Annotated in this window: 16 protein-coding genes; 15 read left to right on the forward strand and 1 reads right to left on the reverse strand. The window is 36.4% G+C overall.

The genetic code is table 11. The features are described from left to right. The first annotated feature begins 211 nt into the window (after nucleotides 1-211). The 15 genes from GEZ85_RS06855 (at nucleotide 212) to asp5 (ending at nucleotide 19,317) form a co-directional block, all read left to right on the forward strand. The gene (locus GEZ85_RS06855) at nucleotides 212-1,090 is read left to right on the forward strand and encodes a glycosyltransferase family 2 protein (RefSeq protein ID WP_153209870.1); all 879 of its coding nucleotides are present in this window, start codon (nucleotides 212-214) and stop codon (nucleotides 1,088-1,090) included. 82 nt (nucleotides 1,091-1,172) lie between these two features. Then, the gene (locus tag GEZ85_RS06860) at nucleotides 1,173-2,051 is read left to right on the forward strand and encodes an acyltransferase (RefSeq protein ID WP_409349487.1); all 879 of its coding nucleotides are present in this window, start codon (nucleotides 1,173-1,175) and stop codon (nucleotides 2,049-2,051) included. Nucleotides 2,052-2,054: 3 nt separating this feature from the next. Then, nucleotides 2,055-3,302 (forward strand): glycosyltransferase family 8 protein, encoded by a 1,248-nt coding sequence (locus GEZ85_RS06865; protein WP_153209871.1) that lies wholly within the window; start codon nucleotides 2,055-2,057, stop codon nucleotides 3,300-3,302. Next, entirely contained in the window at nucleotides 3,271-4,494 is a 1,224-nt protein-coding gene (locus GEZ85_RS06870) for a glycosyltransferase family 8 protein (protein ID WP_153209872.1), read from the forward strand. Before GEZ85_RS06865 ends, GEZ85_RS06870 begins: the two co-directional genes overlap by 32 nt. A 10-nt stretch (nucleotides 4,495-4,504) precedes the next feature. Then, a complete protein-coding gene (locus tag GEZ85_RS06875) occupies nucleotides 4,505-7,723 on the forward strand; it encodes an SP_1767 family glycosyltransferase (RefSeq protein ID WP_153209873.1) in 3,219 nt (1,072 codons plus the stop codon). A gap of 8 nt (nucleotides 7,724-7,731) precedes the next feature. Then, entirely contained in the window at nucleotides 7,732-8,739 is a 1,008-nt protein-coding gene (locus GEZ85_RS06880; RefSeq protein ID WP_153209874.1) for a sugar transferase, read from the forward strand. A gap of 129 nt (nucleotides 8,740-8,868) precedes the next feature. Continuing rightward, entirely contained in the window at nucleotides 8,869-10,098 is a 1,230-nt protein-coding gene (secY2, locus tag GEZ85_RS06885; RefSeq protein ID WP_153209875.1) for an accessory Sec system protein translocase subunit SecY2, read from the forward strand. A gap of 15 nt (nucleotides 10,099-10,113) precedes the next feature. Then, nucleotides 10,114-11,688, forward strand: coding sequence for an accessory Sec system protein Asp1 (asp1, locus tag GEZ85_RS06890; RefSeq protein ID WP_153209876.1), 1,575 nt, complete (start codon nucleotides 10,114-10,116; stop codon nucleotides 11,686-11,688). After that, nucleotides 11,678-13,210: an accessory Sec system protein Asp2 gene (gene asp2, locus GEZ85_RS06895; RefSeq protein WP_261014907.1), complete on the forward strand. Its 1,533-nt coding sequence runs from the start codon at nucleotides 11,678-11,680 to the stop codon at nucleotides 13,208-13,210. The genes asp1 and asp2 overlap by 11 nt, the downstream gene beginning before the upstream one ends. Then, a complete protein-coding gene (gene asp3, locus GEZ85_RS06900) occupies nucleotides 13,210-13,689 on the forward strand; it encodes an accessory Sec system protein Asp3 (protein ID WP_153209877.1) in 480 nt (159 codons plus the stop codon). The genes asp2 and asp3 overlap by 1 nt, the downstream gene beginning before the upstream one ends. Beyond that, nucleotides 13,679-16,054 carry an accessory Sec system translocase SecA2 gene (gene secA2 / locus GEZ85_RS06905; RefSeq protein ID WP_153209878.1) on the forward strand — a complete coding sequence of 792 codons (2,376 nt, stop codon included), beginning with the start codon at nucleotides 13,679-13,681 and terminating at the stop codon, nucleotides 16,052-16,054. Before asp3 ends, secA2 begins: the two co-directional genes overlap by 11 nt. Before the next feature lie 11 nt (nucleotides 16,055-16,065). Then, complete coding sequence (gtfA, locus tag GEZ85_RS06910; protein WP_153209879.1) at nucleotides 16,066-17,577, forward strand: accessory Sec system glycosyltransferase GtfA; 1,512 nt, start codon at nucleotides 16,066-16,068, stop codon at nucleotides 17,575-17,577. Further along, nucleotides 17,570-18,907 carry an accessory Sec system glycosylation chaperone GtfB gene (gene gtfB, locus GEZ85_RS06915; protein ID WP_153209880.1) on the forward strand — a complete coding sequence of 446 codons (1,338 nt, stop codon included), beginning with the start codon at nucleotides 17,570-17,572 and terminating at the stop codon, nucleotides 18,905-18,907. The genes gtfA and gtfB overlap by 8 nt, the downstream gene beginning before the upstream one ends. Nucleotide 18,908: 1 nt before the next feature. Continuing rightward, nucleotides 18,909-19,088 (forward strand): accessory Sec system protein Asp4, encoded by a 180-nt coding sequence (asp4, locus tag GEZ85_RS06920; RefSeq protein ID WP_153209881.1) that lies wholly within the window; start codon nucleotides 18,909-18,911, stop codon nucleotides 19,086-19,088. Between the two features lie 4 nt (nucleotides 19,089-19,092). Next, nucleotides 19,093-19,317 carry an accessory Sec system protein Asp5 gene (gene asp5 / locus GEZ85_RS06925; protein WP_000569974.1) on the forward strand — a complete coding sequence of 75 codons (225 nt, stop codon included), beginning with the start codon at nucleotides 19,093-19,095 and terminating at the stop codon, nucleotides 19,315-19,317. A gap of 86 nt (nucleotides 19,318-19,403) precedes the next feature. On the opposite strand, the gene GEZ85_RS06930 is transcribed toward asp5, so the two are convergent. Next, on the reverse strand, nucleotides 19,404-19,815 hold a 412-nt coding region (locus tag GEZ85_RS06930), incomplete at its 5' end, for a transposase (protein WP_194251535.1).

The raw sequence follows: 19,815 nt of genomic DNA on the forward strand, positions 1-19,815 counted from the left end.
GTATCCTTACTTATCTTAAAAAGTTAAGAAAAAGTCATAATAGAATCAGTATTTGGAAATTTTTATTCGTTTTAAAAGTTAGTGGTTATCTATGTAATTCTTTATGAAATAGTGTAAAAATGGTATAATGTATAAAGGAAATTTCTAAAAAGTCTCATTTTTAGAGTAGTTAATCATAAATAAGTTAGGGACTCAGGATAAGGGAGTATAATTGGAAGATTTAATTAGTGTAGTTATACCTGTGTATAATGTAGAAAATTATCTGGAAGAATGCATTCGAAGTGTTTTGAATCAGACTTATAAGAATCTAGATGTAGTTCTGGTAAATGATGGTTCTACAGATACTTCGGGGGAAATATGTGATCGATTTTCTGAATTGGATAGCCGGATTCGTGTGTTTCATACTGAAAATAAAGGTGCAGCCTTAGCTAAAAACTTCGGTGTCGCTCAAGCACTCGGGGAGTATGTCCTTTTTGTAGATTCAGATGATATTGCTGAAAATAGAATGGTCGAAACTTTGCACAAACAAGTGGAAGAGACTGGAGCGGATATTGTAATTGGCAATTATTTTATTTATGATGAGAATGATTGCCAGTGTAAATTCTATGTTCTTGAAAGAGATTTTTGCATTGAGGAATTATCAGCTCAAGAATTAATTAATCGCCAAGCAGGATATTGGCATTTAAATGCTTCAGCTTTTATTATGCCCATGTTTAAACTGTTCAAAAAAGACTTGCTATTGCAAGTTCCATTCACTAATGGTCGGCGTTTTGATGATGAAGCAACGATTCATAGATTGTTTATAAAAAGTCAGAAAACAATTTTTGTAAATGATAATCTTTATATCTATCGTGTTAGACAAGGCAGTATTATGACTTCGCAATTTGATATATCTTGGGTACAGGATATTTTGCAAGTATTTAGTTTAAAACTTGCGGATCTTATTCTTGCTGGTATTGATACTAGTGTTATGAGGACTCGTTTTGTGAATATTCTAAATGAATATAAATACTTATGTGAAACTTATAATCTTACAGATACTGATGAGTATAGAGAAATTTTGTTTAGATTAGATTTGTATAAGGGATAAGGAAGTAGCTATTGAAGTTACCTAGGATTGTCGTAGAAAAATTGAAGCTATATTGTACCATTTGTGAGTAAAAAGGGGGAAAATAAATTTGGATGTTCCGATTAACTTTCAGGGGAATTATCACCATATTGAAATATCCGAGGGAGCTTGCCTTCAGATTGCTCAGGGGGTAACCATGCGATCTTTTACAAGTTTAGAAGTTTTCATGGGGGCAATTTTATCAATTGAAGAGGGAGTCTTTTTTAATGATCATTGTTCAATTCGGTGTACGGAAAAAATCACCATTGGACGTGATACTATGTTTGGGGATGGAGTCCGAATTTTTGATTCAAATCATAAGTTTAACAACTATCATGTGTTTAAAACTGCAATGAGTAGTGCACCGATTCACATTGGACGAGATTGTTGGATAGGAGCCAATACAGTTATTCTTAGAGGAGTTACTATAGGTGATAATGTTGTTATCGGGGCGAACTGTCTGATTTATCAAGATATTCCAAGTAATTCTATTGTGACTCATAGTGAACAATTAAAGATTACATCTAAAAATATTGCAAAATTTCATGCTTTTGTTTATACTTACTCAGATCAGTTGGAAGGCTTGGAGTATTTACTGATTAGTTTACCTGAAGTTGATTTTCATGTTGCAGCACCAACGAATGTATCAGACTATTTAAGGAGTTTTGAACGATTTAAGAATTTTCAACTGTATGAGTATTGTCAATCACGAGAAGTTTCAGATCGCATTTTAGAAATGGCTGATTTCTACCTAGATATTAACCATTGGAATGAGGTTGATGATATTATCGGACGTGCTTTAGAAAGAGGAAAACCAATATTTGCCTTTGAAAATGTAGTTCATAGGAAAAATGAAGAGATACATGTATTCAGTTTGAAAGATGAAGATAAAATGGTTGCAACAATTCGTCATCAGTTAAAGGTAGATAGGAATGGAGAATAGATAATGCAGTATAATGTTGCTAAACAAAAAAAAGCCATAGTACTTGGGGCTGATGGCAATTATATGGATAAGGTGGAAACGACGATAAAGTCAGTCTGTAGTCATAATAGGGATATAAAATTTTATATCTTCAACAGTGATTTTCCTACAGAGTGGTTTCAATTGATGAATAAAAGACTATCTGTTTTAAATTCGGAGATTGTAAATATAAAAATTACAGATGATACAATCAATCATTTTAATCTTCCTACACCACATCTCAGTTCTGCAGCCTATCTTAGATATTTTATTCCTAATTTTGTTAATGAAAAGAGAGTTCTCTATCTTGATAGTGATATTGTGGTAACATCCTGTTTAACATTATTATTTGAAAAATCCTTAGATGGTTCTCCACTTGGAGCTGTTCCTGATTTACCCAATACTTATGATGGATTTAATTCAGGAGTTCTTGTTATTGATACGGATATGTGGCGTGAGGAGAATATTTCAAAAAAACTCATTGATTTGACCGTAGAACACCACGAACATGTTTATGGGGATCAAGAAATTTTAAATATGTTTTTTAAAGATAGATGGAAGCGATTTGATGTAACTTTTAACCTACAGGTTGGTGCCGATGCCCATCGATATTATATGGGAGATTATGATTGGTACGAATTATTTGAAGGTATTCCGTGTATTATTCACTATACTACAGAGAATAAACCGTGGAAACATTTTCGATTTAATCGTTTTCGAGATATCTGGTGGTTTTACTATGGTTTAAATTGGAATGATATTTTATTACGAACTCATGTTTTGAAAGAAACATTTGTAGAATTGATTTCACCACCATTGCAACATGCTAGTATTTTTACGAATACAGGAGATCTTGAGGGGATCAGTTATCTACTAGAAAAATTACCAGATGTCCAATTTCATATTGTAGCACCAACATATTTTTCGCCAAATATTATTGAATTACAAAGCTATTTAAATTGTTACATTTATCCATGTGCTGATCCTAAAATGAAGCAGGATATCATAGACAAAACAGATATTTGCTTAGATATTAATTATGGGCCAGCTATGGATCAGGTGTTACAGGAAATGGTTAGACGAGGAAAGACAATTTATTCATTTGATTGCACCAATCATTTTTTCAATGGGGAAAGCACAGTTTTTACAGTAAATGAAATAGATGAATTGATTAGAAAAATACAAAAACTAGGAGATAAGAATGCCTCAAAAAGTGATTGCTCTTGGAGCTGATGTCCATTACCTTGACAAGGTAGAAACCGTGATAAAGTCGGTTTCGGTTCATAACCACGATGTGAAATTTTATGTGTTTAATGATGATCTACCTAGTGAGTGGTTTTTATTGATGAGAAATCGTTTAAAGGTTATTGGTTCTGAGATTGTCAATGTTAAAAAGACAGAGCATAATCTCCATGATTTTCATTTACCTAATAATATTATATCCTATGCGGCATATTTTAGATATTTCATAGCAGACGAAGTGTCAGAAGATAGGGTTTTATACCTGGATTCGGACATGATTGTCCATGATAAACTGGATGACTTATTCTCCCTAGATTTACAGGGTTATGCAATTGCAGCCGTTCAAGATCATGATATGAATGGTTTGGTATCAACTTTTAACTCAGGTATGTTATTAATTGATATTAAAAAATGGCGGGAAAATAATTCGACAAAAAGATTATTGGAGTTGACTGCCCAACACCATGAACATGTTTATGGAGATCAAGGTATTCTTAACATGTATTTTGGTGATCAGTGGTTGCATTTGGATAAAGAGTATAATTTTATGGTTGGTTTAGATCAATTTTTACATTTAAATGGAAATAGCGAATGGTATAATTCTTCTTATTATGGTCATCGTGTTCCAAAGGTTATCCATTATACTACAGAATATAAACCTTGGACTCATTTGACCTTAACACGTTTTCGTAAGTTATGGTGGTTTTATTATGGATTGAATTGGAACGATGTATTGTTGAATGTAGATATTACTAAACGATCCTTTAATGAACTAGTAGGAGCTCCCTTGTACAATACTTGTATTTTTACAAATAGTGCAGCTATGGAATCATTGGTGTATCTCTTGTCTGAACTGCCAGAAGTACATTTTACTGTTTTGGCACATACAAATTTCGCTCCCTTCGTCGTTGATTTGCAATCTTATTTAAATTTGTCACTTTTCCCTAATTTTAATCGTTTTAATCTGAAGGAAACCTTGGATAAGATGGATTTTTACCTAGATATCAATCATGAAGGGGAGATTGCCAATATTATCGAAGAAGTTCATAAACGAAATAAGCCAATTTTTACTTTTGATAACACTAGTCATGATTCAAGTGGAAGAAGTCATATTTTTTCATCATCGGAACCGGAGAAGATGGTAGAAGCTATTAAAAAATATTGCGCACGATTAAGTAATTAAAAGGATTTATATGAAGGCAATTGTACTTGCTGGGGATAAACATTATCTTACCCCAATACTCACAACAATAAAGTCTATTTTGTATTATAATCAAAATGTTAAGATTTATATTCTACATCAGAATATCCCTAGCGATTGGTTCCATGAACTCAAGGTTCAAGTAGAAATGCTAGGAAGTATAGTAGAGGATATTTATATCGGTGATGTGATTAATCCTGAATGGAAAACACAAGCACACATCTCACCCATTGCTTACGCTCGATACTTAATTCCACGGTTGACTACAGAAGATAGAGTAGTCTATTTAGATAGTGACATCATTGTACATGGAGATTTGAGTCCGCTCTTTGACTTGGATTTGGGAGACTACTCTTTAGCGGCAGTAAGGGATGTTGATGGTAATGGATTTAATTCAGGGATGCTGGTCATTGATTGTCAAAAGTGGAGAGAAAAAGATGTTACTTCCTTGTTGTTTGATAAGACAGTGGAGTACATGTCTTACCTTAATCAGAATACTACAGAGGACTTCAATGGGGATCAAACCATTTTTAATTTAGTCTTCCAGAATCATTGGCTAGAGTTGGATAAGCATTTTAATCTTCAAGTTGGGCATGATGTCATCGCATTCTATAGTCATTGGGATTCACATTTTGAATTGGATCAAGAACCATTGATTATCCATTATACGACCTATAGAAAACCATGGTCCACACTGATGGGCTATCGCTATCGGGATTTATGGTGGGCTTTTCGAGACGTTAGTTTCGATCAAATTGCGGACCATTACGCAGGATGTTTTACTATCAAAAGAGTTTATGACCTTCACAATGTCAATCTATTTACATTTACAGATTCACAGGATGTTCTTTATATTGATGAACTAGCCCAAGCTTTGCCTGATGTTGGGTTCCATATTGGTGCCTATACAGACATGGGTGATATTCTTCTAGCTTTAGAAAAATATCCAAATGTGTACTTGTATCCTAGTATGGTAGGGGTGGTGATTGATGAAATGATTGAGAAGTCAGATGCCTATTTGGATATTCATACGGGAAGTCCTATGGAATTCATTGTCAATCGTTATATTAGTGCAAGCAGACCAGTATTGACTTTTGATATAACCAATAAAAACCAATTGGAAAAAACAGTAGTTTCCTCTCAATCTCCACAGTCAATGATAGAAACTATTGAAGAGTTAAAGAAAGATAAAATGGCCATGAGGGCAATTGTTTTAGGAGCTAATTACCAATATGCAGATAAGGTGCTAACTACAATCAAATCAATCTGCTGTCATAATCAAGGACTTCGTTTTTATCTGATTAACAGCGATTTTCCGACAGAATGGTTTTATAATCTCAATCGTAAGTTGAAGAAGCTAGACTGTGAAATTGTTAATGCCCGTGTCAATAGTTCTCATATAAGTCAATATAAGACCAATATTCACTATGCAACATTTTTACGTTATTTTATTTCGGATTTTGTTGAGGAAGATAAGGTCTTATATCTAGACTGTGATTTGGTTGTCACAAGAGACTTAAGTCCTCTGTTTGATTTCGACTTGGGAGACTATCCATTGGCGGCAGTCAAGGATCTGGGGGCTCAAGTATATTTTAATGAGCATGGCTTCAATGCAGGTGTTTTGTTAATCAATAATCGCCTTTGGAAACAAGAAGAGGTTCGCAAACAACTGATTGAAATGACCAATGAATTACATGACAAAGTTGCCCAAGATGATCAAAGTATTTTGAATATCTTATTTAAAGACCGCTGGTTAGCTTTAGACTTTAAATATAACTGTATTACCTTGCACACACATTTCTCGGATTATCGACCAGAGCTTGGAACTTATCCACCGATTATCCATTACCTGACGGAGAGAAAACCTTGGGGACTTTACGAGCGCTCCATTTATCGTGATGTTTGGTGGTATTATAATGCCCAAGATTGGTCGGATATGAGTCAGCCAACTCCTTGTCTTACCAAAAGTCAGGTGAGTCAATACACAGGAGTTCAACATTCAGCTTTTATTTATACATTCTCATGTGATTTGAAAAATATAGTATATTTAATTGAAAATTTGCCAAATATAAAGTTTTATATAGCTGCTCCTGTTACGGTGGCAGATAGTATTACAGCTTTGCTGGCGTATCCAAATGTTTCAGTTTTATCTGATATAGCAGGACAACCAGCTTTGGTTGATAGTATGATTGAAGGCTGTGATATCTTACTAGATATAAATGCTGATGTTGAAGTTGATGGCATTATTGGACGTTTTCAACAAGCAGGAAAACCAGTATTTGCTTTTGAAAGTGTAGCCCATGGTGAGCAAGGTCAGTTCCTCTATGACCAAGGGCGTCCTGAAGAGATGGTTCGATTTATTGAAGCCTACTGTCAAAATGGAGAGTTGCCTGTAAAAAAGCTGCAATCCTATCCAAAGGTACTGGATATCCAGCAGAGTCTTGATTATATATTGGAACACCATTCTTCCGTTATTCGTTATGGGGATGGAGAAATGGATATTATGATGGGCCATGGGATTCCTTATCAAGACTATGATGAGACATTGGCGGAACAGCTTAGAAGAATGATCCAACTAGAAAGCTCTCCTGAATTGCTGGTTTGTCTTTCTGATGTTTTTGAAGTTTTGGAACGCTACAATCCCGAAGCTGTCAACTTTTGGAAAAAGCATTTAGAAAATTATAAAGAAGCCTATCATAGATTGTGCACAGCACCTTTCTATGGTTCGACTTTTATATCTCGTCCTTATATAGACCTCAAAGATAAGTCTGCTTCGGTAGCTCACTTTGAAAAATTAAAGAAACTTTGGAATAAACGAGATATCTTAATTGTCGAAGGTGAAAACTCTCGTTCAGGAGTTGGAAATGATCTTTTTGACAATGCTCAGTCAGTTGAGCGTATTGTCTGCCCTTCTAGAAATGCCTATAGTAAAGTTCAGGACATTCAAGAAGCGATTGAAAAGCATGTGGCTGGTAAATTAGTATTCTTGATGCTTGGGCCTACAGCCAAGGTTTTAGCTTATCACTTAAGCAAAAAAGGCATACAAGCAATTGATCTAGGTCACATTGATTCCGAATATGAGTGGTTTAAGATGGGAGCAACTTCAAAAGTGAAATTCTCACATAAGCATACCGCAGAGCATAATTTTGATCAAGAAATTCAACTGCTTGATGATGAAGTTTATAATGCACAAGTTGTTGTAAGGATTTAAACAAGAAAATGAAAATTAACATTACAAATATTTATGGCATGTCTGGTCAAAGTACAGCCCTAATCGCCCAGAATGAAACCGTTAAAATTGCAAGAAAGTTAGACTTTCACGAACTTGGCTTTTACTTTTACGATATTTATAGTGATAGTCAAGGTGAGTTGAATAGCCGTTTAGATGGTGTTTTAGCTAAGCTCGGTTATGGAGATATCGTCGTCTATCAATCTCCCACATGGAATGGCAGGGAGTATGATCAGGCCTTTATCAGAAAATGTAAGATTTTAAATGCTAAAATAATCACCTTTATACATGACGTACCCCCACTTATGTTTCCATCCAATTATTACTTGATGCCGGAGTATATTGAAATGTATAACCAATCGGATTTAGTAGTTGTTCCGTCAGAAAAAATGAAGGAACGTCTGATTAAGGAAGGGTTGACAGTTCAAAAAATTATTATCCAAGGAATGTGGGATCATGTTCATGACTATCCTTTGAGACGACCAGATTTTCAGAAAAAACTATATTTTGCGGGTAGTGTGGAGCGCTTTGAACACTTATCTAACTGGGCTTATTCAATTCCTCTCGATATTTTTTCCGAGTCTAATCAAGAGAATCTTAACCCAAGAGTTTCATTTAAAGGTTGGAAAACAGATACAGAGTTGCTTCTTGCTTTGTCAGAGGGAGGCTTTGGCTTAGTATGGGGAACCAGTGAAAATCCAACTGATGAGGAAGATTACTATCGATTGAATATCTCTCATAAAGTTAGTACTTATCTTGCTGCAGGGATTCCAGTAGTAGTGCCATCCTATCTCTCAAATGCTAGTTTCATACAAGAAAAAGGCTTAGGTTATGTAGTGAACAGTTTGGAAGAAGCAAATCGTCTTGTAGAGTACACGACAGCAGAAGCTTATCAACACATGGTTGAAAATGTATATAAAGTTAGTTATATCTTAAAAGAAGGATACTTTACAAAGAAATTATTGATTGCTGCAGTGATGCAGGTTTTAGATATCTAGAATAGGGTAGTTATGAATACCCCTCATCCATTAGGATGAGGGAATGACAGTAGTGGCAAACAGTCAATTTATAGATTTAGCTATATTCATCAGAATATTTCATCACTCGAATAAGGTAGGAGAAAAAAATTGAAGATAAAATTGACATCAGTCGTCGTGAAACGTGTTATGTGGACGATTTCTTTCTTGTTTATTTATGTTCTAGGAAGTAGATTGACTCTTCCGTTTATAAACGTTAATGATGCAAATTTTTTGGGTGGAACTGTAGCTTTTTTAGCTTTTTCTACTGCTATAACAGGTGGCAATCTTCAAAGCATCTCCCTATTTTCAGTCGGACTGTCTCCATGGATGTCGGCTATGATTTTATGGCAAATGTTTAGTATGTCTAAGAAGCTTGGTTTTGGTAGCTTACCACTTGAAGTTCAAGAACGAAGAAAAATGATATTAACATTTGTCATAGCTTTAATCCAGGCATTAGCCATTACCATAAATCTCCCTATTCAGTCGGGGGAGCATTATGGAATGGTCTTGATTTTGAATGTTCTGCTCTTGATTGCGGGCACTTTTTTCTTGGTCTGGTTATCGGATCTCAATTCTCAGTTTGGTGTCGGGGGTTCTATAGTTATCTTGATGTCCAGTATGGTAGCTAGTATGCCACAAAACATAGTCAAGAGTATAAAAGAATTACAGGTTAGTTTTTTATTTGTTGTACTATTACTTATGTTTTCTCTAGTTTTTCTATATACTGCTGTCATCATGCAGAGGGCACGCTATCGTATTTTAGTGAATAAGATTATGATTCACAATCGTTTTAAACGCTATTCTTATTTTGATATTCAGTTAAATCCTGCGGGAGGGATGCCTTTTATGTATGCCATGTCCTTGGTATCAATTCCGCAGTATGTTCTAATGTTACTCCAGATTATTTTTCCAAATGTTTCTTGGATACAGAACTGGATGGGCCAATTTGCAATTGGACGACCAATATGGCTATGTACATATATTCTGATATTGTTTGCATTGGGACTTGCTTTTTCTTTTGTCAATATGAGTGGAGAGGAAATAGCTGAAAAGATGAAAAAATCTGGAGAGTATATCTATAACATCTATCCAGGAGAAGCGACAAGTCGCTATATCAATTGGTTAATTTTGCGTTTTGCAATCATTGGTTCTACTTATACAGTTATTATGGCTGGCTTGCCAATGTTGATGGTTATATATGATCCGCGCTATATGCAACTAACGATGCTTTCAGGGTTATTCTTGATTTTTAACGGAATGGTGTTTAATATCAAAGAAGAGATTCATGCCTTGACGTTGAATGAGAACTATAGACCACTCTTAGAAATCAATTCATAATTGAGAGGAGAATATATGTATTATTTCATTCCTTTTTTGGAGCGTGACAATCAATCTTGGCAGACAAATATTGTGCCCTGGTATAGGACTCCTTATCGCTTAGAATTTGATGATATCTTGCACCAAATTCGGATTTTTAAACGCCAAGAATTAGAATCTAAAATGCTATGGTTGACTTATCATCCCCACCTGCGCTATTTGTTACACAGACAAGATTTATTGGAGTCTGATGTTTTCTCTGTTTTTGATGCTATTCAAAATATTGCAAATGAGGAGATGCACCCCTTGCAACTGAAAGATTTAACATGGGATAAAGATTGTGACTTTATCTATACTCCCTTTGTAATTGCAGTTAAACAGCAAGGGGCGCTTTATGCTGAAGTTGAATATGGCTCAGAAGGTTTTATCAGCTATATTACTTATTTTAAAGATAATAAAATTGATTTTATTTGCTATTTTGATGATCGTGGCTTTTTATCTAGCCTTATAGAGTATGAGGATCAAAAACCAGTCAACCGTTATTATTACAATGCAAAAGGACAGTGGCAATTGAGGGAGAATTTGCAAGGGGGACAGCCAATTGTAAAGGTAAACCCAGCAGTAAGCTACCGTTTTGAAAAATTAACTTATGAGAGTATAGATGAAGTTATTTGGGAATTCTTAACAACATTTTTAAATCAAGACTATCAAGTTGGAGATTCATTTGTTTTGGCAGCTCATACCAGATTTCAAAATCAATTGTTAGAAAGATTGCCAGAAGAAGCTCCCAAAATTATAAGTTTCTTTATTGAAAGAAATCAAGCAGATGATTTACAAGTTCATCGTCAGGCAATAGAACAGTCTAGATTGTTGATTAGTGATAGGAAAGATTTTCTTGAACGATTGCAAGAGACTTATCCTCAATTTATTTCTAAAATGCATCATTTACCATCTTTTGATACGCGCTTGAAGTTAGGTCTTAGTCAACGATTAAAGGAATCAAAAATTTATGTCCAAATGGATATACAGATGCAACAAGATCCACAGATCTTGTATGAAATCTTATACTTCGTCTCGAAAAATCCTTTGACTGAGGTTGTTTTTTCAGTATTTAATGCAGAAGGATATCAAATTGAAGCTTTACAGAAGCAGATCGATTCGCTCATTATGGAGCGTCTCAATCTGAAGGAACTGTTAAAGGATTCCGTGGTATCTGATGCAGAAAATACATTAGAAGAAAATACCAGAGATTATTATCGCTTTAAGATTATCAATCTAAATGATGAGATGGGCTTAATTCGAGAATTGGAGTACACTCGTTTAATTGTTGATTTAAATCCAGTCGCAAATATTTATACTCAGATTGCAGGAATTAGTGCAGGAATTCCTCAAATCAACCTACAAGAGTCAGAATATGTTACTCACTTGCAAAATGGGTATATCCTGTCGGATTTATCAGAATTTAGTAAAGCTGGACACTACTTTTTAGATACCTTGGAACATTGGAATCAAGCCTTAATTTACTCAATCGATAAGATTCGACAAAATACAGGTGAACAATTTGTAGACAAGTGGGAAAAATGGTTAGAGGAGGCAAAGGGTGAGCAATAAATTACAGATTTTGCAGATAGGTAGCAGAAACTGGCGTCATTATTATGAGATTCCTGAGAATATGGACTGGCATTTCTTTTGGCCAAAATCAACGACTGCAATAAGGAAGGTCATGAAAATGGAGGGATTAAAAACTTTTTCAGCTATTTTGGTTGAAAATCCTGAACATTTATCGGATTTGATTCCTTTGATGAAAAAGGTCACTCCTTATACTATTTTCTACCCAGATACAGCTGAGCCACAATCAAAAGATGTTCAAAATTTCTTGAAAAGAACCTGTGCTCAAGCAACAGATTTTTCAAAACCAGCAGAACTTTTACGTCTACTATCTAAGGCCTTGTTTAGAGGGCAGTATGGAGACAAGTTGGCCCCGATTGATATGCTTGTTAATCCTGCTTTTGCGGGGGAGGTTCGTTATAATGGTTATGAACATCTAGAACTCTTAGGAAAGTATGGTGAAGACTTCCGTCCCTTAATTAGCTGGAAATACAATATTCGAGCAAGCGAGTTTAACCCAGTAGAACTCTGGCTAGAATATGAGAAAGATTGGACTTGTGATATTCGCCTTGTTGTTCGGAATATCCAAGATGGGTCCACTGCTAGTTTTGTTAAAGAACGAGTTTTTACAGTTGAGGATATGGAGACCGCCCTTGTATTGGACGATGATTTTTCCTCATTTATCAGTATTTCTCTAGAAGCGCGAGGAGCAGGACGTCTGAGAATCGGAGCTCTTCACCAGCGTTTAACACGCTACCAATTTGGCAAGTATGTTCTAGGTGGAGGCATTATACATAATAAAAAGCGTGAGGAACTTAATTACTTTTTCTATCCAGGAGACTTTAAACCGCCTTTGAATATCTACTTTTCTGGTTATCGACGAGCGGAAGGATTTGAGGGGTTTGGGATGATGAGATTTCTTGGTGCACCCTTCCTTCTTTTTCAAGATCCGAGAATAGATGGGGGAGCCTTTTACTTGGGTGATGACTACCTTGAAAATGGCGTTCGAAATGTGATTCAAGAATATCTTGATTTATTAGGATTCTCAAATAAGGAATTAATTTTCTCGGGTATATCTATGGGGACCTATGGTGCTATGTATTACAGTTCTTTCTTTGAACCTAGGGCTGTTATTGTTTCAAAACCCTTGACCAATCTTGGATTGATAGCAGAAAGAGGCAGACTTGAGGCGCCTGGGCTTTTCCCTACCGCCTTTGACATTTTACGTCACCATTCTAAAGGAGATGCTAGTTTAGCTGCCATGAGATTCTTAGATGACCGTTTTTGGGTTCCTTTTAAACAGGCGGATTTTAGTCAAACAATTTTTGGACTCTCTTATATGAAAGAGGAAGACTATGACCCGCGTGCTTATGATGATTTAGTAGAGACACTCTATCATTCTGGTGCTCGTATCATGTCAAAAGGGACTTCAGGTCGACATAACGATGATAATGACACAACTATAACTTGGTTCATGAATTTTTATAAAATGATATTAGAGAAAAATTTTGGGAGAAAGTTTTGATGGTTATCAAAAGGACTAGAGAGATTTATTGGGGAGAATTTAAAGGGGCCAGTTTAGGAGATTTGAAAGAGAATAGTTTTTTATATGGTTCAGTTGTTATTTATCATTCGCGAAATCATGTTTATTTTGAAAATGGTATGGTGAATTCTGGTACTATGATTCATGAGTGGACCTCAAGTTTTAATTTTCAAGGAAATCGTTTAACTCCAACCTTGCCTCTTTTAAAAAAGGGGCATCGTTATCGTTTGGTTAGTCAAATGACTGTTCAGCCCCAAAAAGGTTTGTATTTTAGACTCATTTTTATGGATCGTTATGATAAGCAGATTGGTCAAGTGATTGAAAAGAATTTTGATTTCACCTTTATCTATCCAGAAGAAGCCTATCATTATAAAGTCCAACTGTTGAGCGCAGGATTACAATCAGTTGACTTTCATTCATTTTCAATAGAAGAGGACTATTCTAAACAAGATGTGGAATAATAGACAGTTGAGCAAGGTGAAAAAAATCTTGCATCAAATTAATCTAAAAAAAGAAGAGATGGCCTCGCTAACAGATGCTGAATTGGCAGGTAAAACTCAAGAATTTAAAGAGAGGTTGGCTACTGGAGAAACCTTAGATGATCTTTTAGTGGAAGCTTTTGCAGTTGTACGTGAAGCTGATAAACGGATACTAGGAATGTTTCCCTATGATGTACAGGTCATGGGTGGGATTGTTATCCATCAAGGGAACGTTGCGGAGATGAATACAGGTGAGGGGAAAACCCTGACTGCTACGATGCCAATCTATCTCAATGCTTTATCAGGTCAAGGTGTAATGCTGGTGACTACTAACGACTATCTTGCTAAGCGTGATGCAGAGGAGATGGGTCGAGTCTATGAGTTCTTAGGTTTGACAATTCGTATCCCATTTTCTGAAGACGATGAGGAAGAGTTAACGTCCGAAGATAAGAGAGAAATTTATAGTGCGGATATTATCTATACTACTAACAGTGGTCTTGGTTTTGACTATTTGATTGATAATTTAGCATCAAGTGAAGACAAAAAGTACATGGCAGAATTTAACTTTGTTATTGTAGATGAGGTAGATTCAGTTTTGTTAGATAGCGCTCAAACTCCCTTAGTTATTTCAGGTTCACCTAGGGTACAATCCAATTTTTATGGAATTATTGACACCTTGATGACAACTTTAATAGAGGGAAAAGACTATATTTTTAAAGAAGAGAAAAAAGAAGTATGGCTTACTACTATTGGTGCTAGAACTGCGGAGAGCTTTCTTGGAATTGATAACCTATATTCTGAAGAACATAGTGTACTAGCCAGACATTTGACCTTTGCTTTACGAGCTCATACCCTATTTAAAAGGGATAAAGACTATATTATTCGGAAGGGTGAGAAAGATGACGAACTGGTTCTAGTGGATCAAAGTACAGGTCGTTTATTAGAAATGACCAAGCTTCAAGGAGGTTTGCATCAAGCTATTGAGGCAAAGGAGCAGGTTCCTCTATCTGAAGAAACTAGGGCAATGGCTTCTATAACATATCAAAGTTTATTTAAGAAATTTAAAAAGATTTCTGGTATGACTGGTACTGGAAAAGTTGCAGAGAAGGAATTTTTAGAAACCTATGGTATGTCAGTTGTGAAAATTCCAACTAACCGAAAGAACCAGCGAATTGATTATCCGGATAATCTCTATGTTACGTTACCTGAAAAAGTTTATGCCTCGCTTGATGAGATTAAGTATTACCATAAAAAAGGGAACCCTTTATTGATTTTTGTGGGTTCGGTTGAGATGTCGGAACTTTATTCTTCTCTCTTACTGCGAGAAGGAATTGCTCATAATGTTTTGAATGCTCATAATGTAGCTCGTGAAGCGCAGATGATTGCAGAGTCTGGTCGCATGGGAGCTGTGACAGTTGCGACTTCAATGGCTGGTCGAGGTACAGATATTAAACTTGGACCTGGAGTTGCGGAGCTTGGAGGCTTAGTGGTTATTGGTACGGAGCGCATGGAAAGTAAGCGAGTTGACTTACAGATTCGAGGGCGTTCGGGACGACAGGGAGATCCGGGCTTATCGAAATTTTTTGTATCACTGGAAGATGATGTGATTAAAAAGTTTGGTCCTTCTTGGGTCCATAAGATGTATAAGGACTATACAGTGAACAAACATATAAGTCCTGAGCTCCTAGAAGGAAGACGCTATCGAAAATTAGTGGAAAAAGCGCAAAAAGCAAGCGATAGCGCCGCTAGATCAGCGAGAAGTCAAACCTTAGAATATGCTGAGAGTATGAATATCCAAAGAGAGATGGTCTATAGTCAAAGAAATCGCTTGATTGATGGGACTGAGGATCTAGATGGTTTTGTTGTAGATGTACTAGATGAGTTCATAAAAAAGAGTTTGTCAAACGAACAATTTGAAAGCAAAGAGGAATTGTATCACTTTATCGTAAAAAATATCAGTTTTCTTTATCATGCAGTTCCTCAAGAGTTGGATATGACGGATAAGGATGCCATTAAACGAGTTTTGGAGACAACAGTCCAAAAAACTTTACAAGAGAAACGAACACTTCTGGAAATTCATGACTTCTTTTCAGATTTTCAGCGTTTGGCCTTGCTAAAGGCTATTGATGATAATTGGGTTGAACAAGTAGACTATCTTCAACAATTAACTTTTGCGATTGGCGGGCAATCAGCTGCTCAAAAGAATCCTATTGTCGAATATTATCAAGAAGCTTATCATGGATTTGAAGAGATGAAAAGGCAAGTCAAAAAGGATATGGTTCGAAACCTTCTATTGAGCAGAGTAGACATTTCTCCAAAAGGTGAAATCGTGACTCATTTTCCATAAGAGGAGAAAATATGACAATTTACAATATAAATTTAGGAATTGGTTGGGCTAGTAGCGGTGTGGAATACGCTCAAGCCTATCGTGCCGGTATTTTTCGAAGTTTGAATTTACCATCTAAATTTATCTTTACAGATATGATTTTAGCTGATAATATTCAGCATCTGACAGCCAATATTGGTTTTGATGACGATCAAGTTATCTGGCTTTATAATCATTTCACAGATATCAAGATTGCACCCACTAGTGTGACAGTTGCTGATCTCTTAGCTACTTTTGACGGTGTTGAAAGTCATCGAGAAAAGAATGGCAAGATTTTGCGTGTCTTCTTTTCTGACCAAGATAAGTTTGTCACTTGTTATTTGGTGGATGAAAACAAGGACTTGGTTCAACATGCTGAGTATGTTTTTAAAGGAAAACTGATTCGTAAGGACTACTTTTCTTATACGCGTTATTGTAGCGAATACTTTGCTCCCAAGGACAATGTTGCAGTCCTATACCAAAGAACTTTCTATAATGAAGACGGAACTCCAGCCTATGATATCTTGATGAATCAAGGGAAGGAAGAAGTTTATCGTTTCGAGGACAAGATTTTCTATGGGAAGCAAGCCTTTATGCGTGCCTTTATGAAATCCTTGAATTTGAACAAGTCTGATTTGGTCATTCTTGATAGAGAGACAGGCATTGGACAGGTTGTTTTTGAGGAAGCACAAGCGGCTCATCTGGCGGTAGTTGTCCACGCGGAGCATTATAGTGAAAATGCTACAAACGAGGACTATATCCTTTGGAATAACTACTATGATTACCAGTTTACCAATGCAGATAAGGTTGATTTCTTTATCGTATCCACTGATAGACAAAATGAAGTGTTGCAAGAGCAATTTGCCAAATACACCCAGCATCGTCCAAAGATTGTTACCATTCCTGTAGGAAGTATTGATGAATTAACTGAGTCGAGTCAGGGACGTAAGTCCTTTTCATTGATTACGGCTTCACGTCTTGCTAAAGAAAAACACATTGACTGGTTGGTCAAGGCTGTGATTGAGGCTCGTAAGGAAATACCTGAATTAACCTTTGATATTTATGGTAGTGGTGGAGAAGATTCTCTGCTTAGAGACATTATTGCAAGTCATCAGGCTGAGGATTATATCAAGCTTAAGGGGCATGCGGAACTTTCACAGATTTATAGCCAGTATGAGGTCTATTTGACGGCTTCTACCAGTGAAGGATTCGGTTTGACCTTGATGGAAGCTATTGGTTCTGGTCTCCCTCTCATCGGTTTTGATGTGCCTTATGGCAATCAGACCTTTATAGAAGATGGGAAAAATGGTTATTTGATTCCAAGTTCATCAGACCATGTAGAAGACCAAATCAAGCAAGCTTACGCAGCTAAGATTTGCCAACTGTATCAAGAAAATCGTTTGGCGGATATGCGTGCCCATTCTTATCATATTGCAGAAGGCTTCTTAACCGAAGAAATTTTAGAAAAGTGGAAGAAAACAGTAGAGGAGGTGCTCCATGATTGAACTTTATGATCGTTATAGTCAGGAAAGTCGAGATTTACATGAAAGTCTAGTCGCTACTGGTCTTTCTCAACTTGGAGTGGTCATCGATGCAGACGGTTTTCTGCCTGATGGTCTGGTCTCTCCTTTTACCTATTATCTAGGTTACGAGGATGGAAAACCTCTTTATTTTAATCAAGTTCCTGTTCCAGCTTTTTGGGAAATTTCAGGAAATAATCAGTCTGCTCATATTGAAGATATGACACAGGAGAGGGCTATCATTCATTATGCAGATGGTTTGCAGGCTCGCTTGGTTAAACAGGTAGATTGGAAAGATCTAGAAGGTCGAGTACGTCAGGTTGACCACTATAATCGCTTTGGAGCTTGCTTTGCTACAACGACCTATAGTGCAGATGGTGAGCCGATTATGACGGTTTACCAAGATGTCAATGGTCAACAAGTTTTACTTGAAAACCATGTGACGGGTGATATCTTATTGACTTTGCCTGGTCAGTCCATGCGTTACTTTGCAAATAAGGTTGAATTTATCACCTTCTTTTTGCAAGATTTGGAAATAGATACAAGTCAGCTTATCTTTAATACTCTAGCGACTCCTTTCTTGGTTTCCTTCCATCATCCAGATAAATCTGGCTCAGATGTTTTGGTTTGGCAGGAACCTCTCTATGATGACATTCCAGGCAATATGCAGTTGATTTTGGAAAGCGCTGATGTGCGTACTAAGAAAATCATCATTCCCAATAAGGCAACTTATGAGCGCGCTTTAGAATTGACTGACGAGAAATACCATGATCAGTTTGTGCATTTGGGTTACCATTACCAGTTCAAACGTGATAATTTCCTAAGGCGAGATGTCTTAATCTTGACCAATTCCGATCAGATTGAGCAAGTGGAAGCAATCGTAGAAGCCTTGCCTGATGTCACTTTCCGCATCGCGGCGGTAACAGAGATGTCTTCTAAGTTATTAGACATGCTTCGCTATCCTAATGTGGTCCTTTACCAGAATGCTAGTCCACAGAAGATTCAGGAGCTGTATCAACTGTCGGATATTTATTTAGATATCAATCACAGCAATGAGTTGTTGCAGGCGGTGCGTCAGGCCTTTGAGCACAATCTCTTGATTCTTGGATTTAACCAAACGGTACACAATAGACTCTATATCGCTCCTGATCATCTATTTGAAAGTAGTGAAGTTTCTGCTTTGGTTGAGACCATTAAACTGGCTCTTTCAGATGTTGATCAAATGCGTCAGGCACTTGGCAAACAAGGCCAACATGCCAACTATGTTGATTTGGTACGATATCAGGAAACCATGCAAACTGTTTTAGGAGGTTAACATGTCAGATGAAGATTTATTTTACAAAGACGTTGAAGGTCGCATGGAAGAGTTGAAGCAAAGACCGATTAAGAAGGAAAAAGAAACCCGAGGGGAAAAGATTAGTAAAACTTTTTCACTCTTACTGGGCTTGATGATTCTGATTGGTTTACTCTTTACTTTGCTGGGGATTTTGAGGTAGACCTATGATTGAAATACTGATTGTTTTAGCTATTGTCCTATCTCTTGCTTTGATTGTATTGGTGACCATACAACCCCGTCAAAATCAATTATTCTCTATGGACGCGACTAGTAATATTGGTAAACCAAGCTACTGGCAGAGTAACACCTTGGTCAAGGTTCTTACTTTATTGGTGAGTTTGGCCTTATTTGTTCTACTATTAACCTTTATGGTGATAACTTACAAATAAAAGAAAACTTCAGATATTCACCTTTTGTGATTGGTCTGAAGTTTTCTTTTTTGGCTCTTTGTCAACTGTAGTGGGTTGAAGAAAAGCTAAGCTCGAGAAAGGACAAATTTCGTCCTTTCTTTTTTGATGTTTAGAGCGATAAAAATCCTTTTTTTGAAGTTTTTAAAGTCTCGAAATCCAAAGGCATTGCGCTTGATAAGTTTGATGAGATTATTGGTCGCTTCTAATTTGGCATTTGAATAGTGTAGTTGAAGGGCATTGACAATTTTCTCTTTGTCCTTTAGAAAGGTTTTAAAGACAGTCTGAAAAAGAGGATGAACCTGCTTTATATTGTCCTCAATCAGTCCGAAAAATTTGTCAGGCTTCTTGTCCTGAAAGTGAAAAAGCAGGAGCTGGTAGAGATGATAGTGGTGTTTCAAGTCTTCTGAATAGTTCAAAAGCTTGTCTAGAATCTCTTTATTGGTCAAGTGCATACGAAAAGTAGGACGATAAAAACGT

Source organism: Streptococcus mitis (assembly GCF_009496205.1).
Classification (GTDB): Bacteria; Bacillota; Bacilli; order Lactobacillales; family Streptococcaceae; genus Streptococcus; species Streptococcus mitis_BN.